8 tRNA genes are annotated in these 1235 nt (G+C 45.5%); all 8 read left to right on the top strand.

From position 1 onward, the window contains the following. Positions 1 to 150 precede the first annotated feature (150 nt). A tRNA-Val gene (locus KPC_RS19855) sits at positions 151 to 226 on the top strand. A 24-nt stretch (positions 227 to 250) separates the two neighbouring features. Then, positions 251 to 327: transfer RNA gene (locus tag KPC_RS19850), tRNA-Asp, on the top strand. A 43-nt stretch (positions 328 to 370) separates the two neighbouring features. After that, positions 371 to 447 (top strand) — tRNA-Asp (locus tag KPC_RS19845). A gap of 95 nt (positions 448 to 542) precedes the next feature. Further along, positions 543 to 618: transfer RNA gene (locus tag KPC_RS19840), tRNA-Val, on the top strand. Positions 619 to 649: 31 nt separating this feature from the next. Continuing rightward, positions 650 to 726: transfer RNA gene (locus KPC_RS19835), tRNA-Asp, on the top strand. A 92-nt stretch (positions 727 to 818) separates the two neighbouring features. Then, positions 819 to 894: transfer RNA gene (locus KPC_RS19830), tRNA-Val, on the top strand. 43 nt (positions 895 to 937) lie between these two features. After that, positions 938 to 1014: transfer RNA gene (locus tag KPC_RS19825), tRNA-Asp, on the top strand. A 134-nt stretch (positions 1015 to 1148) separates the two neighbouring features. Continuing rightward, positions 1149 to 1224, top strand: a tRNA-Val gene (locus KPC_RS19820). The last annotated feature ends 11 nt before the right edge of the window (positions 1225 to 1235 follow it).

Below are 1235 nucleotides of genomic sequence, written 5' to 3'. Positions count from 1 at the left end.
AGATAAATAATAAACAAAAAATGGCTAAATACCGTGAAAATAACCTATTTTTTAATCATTCAGACTTAAAAATAGAATTTCAAGGAGAAAAGCGTTTGACAGTCAGTAAAGATTCTCTATAATGCACCACACAAACGATAAAGACGTAAAGGGCGCTTAGCTCAGTTGGTAGAGCGTCTGCCTTACAAGCAGAATGTCGGCGGTTCGATCCCGTCAGCGCCCACCAAACCTTTATGTTAGGAATTTTAGTGCAGCGGTAGTTCAGTTGGTTAGAATACCGGCCTGTCACGCCGGGGGTCGCGGGTTCGAGTCCCGTCCGCTGCGCCACTTTGATTTCTGATTGTTTGTATACAATGTATATTGTGATTCTGCAGCGGTAGTTCAGTTGGTTAGAATACCGGCCTGTCACGCCGGGGGTCGCGGGTTCGAGTCCCGTCCGCTGCGCCATTCTCTTGATTACCTGATCATAGGGTGGAAAGTGTAAAATCAGTTTTTTGATTGTTTTTACATTATAAAAATAGCAACACTATTTTTATTTATCAGGGCGCTTAGCTCAGTTGGTAGAGCGTCTGCCTTACAAGCAGAATGTCGGCGGTTCGATCCCGTCAGCGCCCACCATATTTTCTTTGCTTTGGCAAAGTACCGCAGTGCAGCGGTAGTTCAGTTGGTTAGAATACCGGCCTGTCACGCCGGGGGTCGCGGGTTCGAGTCCCGTCCGCTGCGCCATTCTCTTGATTCCCTGATCATGAGTGTGAAAAATGTAATAGCAATATTTGATTGTTTTTGCATTATAAAAATAGCAACACTATTTTTCATTAGGGCGCTTAGCTCAGTTGGTAGAGCGTCTGCCTTACAAGCAGAATGTCGGCGGTTCGATCCCGTCAGCGCCCACCAATTTTTAAAAGATTTTGTTTTGTGTAAAGCAAAACACCGTAGTGCAGCGGTAGTTCAGTTGGTTAGAATACCGGCCTGTCACGCCGGGGGTCGCGGGTTCGAGTCCCGTCCGCTGCGCCATTTCTCTTGATTCCTGGAATCTGAGAAGCTATTATAAAAAATATTGACCTATGTCGTCATGCTACAAAAAGAGTGAGCTGAAAAACTATAGTTTTTTGAACTCAAACAAAGTTGCCTTTGTTAACCCTTACTCAGGGCGCTTAGCTCAGTTGGTAGAGCGTCTGCCTTACAAGCAGAATGTCGGCGGTTCGATCCCGTCAGCGCCCACCATATATTTATAA

The sequence above is a fragment of the Acinetobacter stercoris genome (assembly GCF_900323515.1).
Taxonomy (GTDB): domain Bacteria; phylum Pseudomonadota; class Gammaproteobacteria; order Pseudomonadales; family Moraxellaceae; genus Acinetobacter; species Acinetobacter stercoris.
The sequence above is the reverse complement of the archived record's forward strand: the minus strand, read 5'-3'. Positions and strand labels throughout refer to the sequence as shown.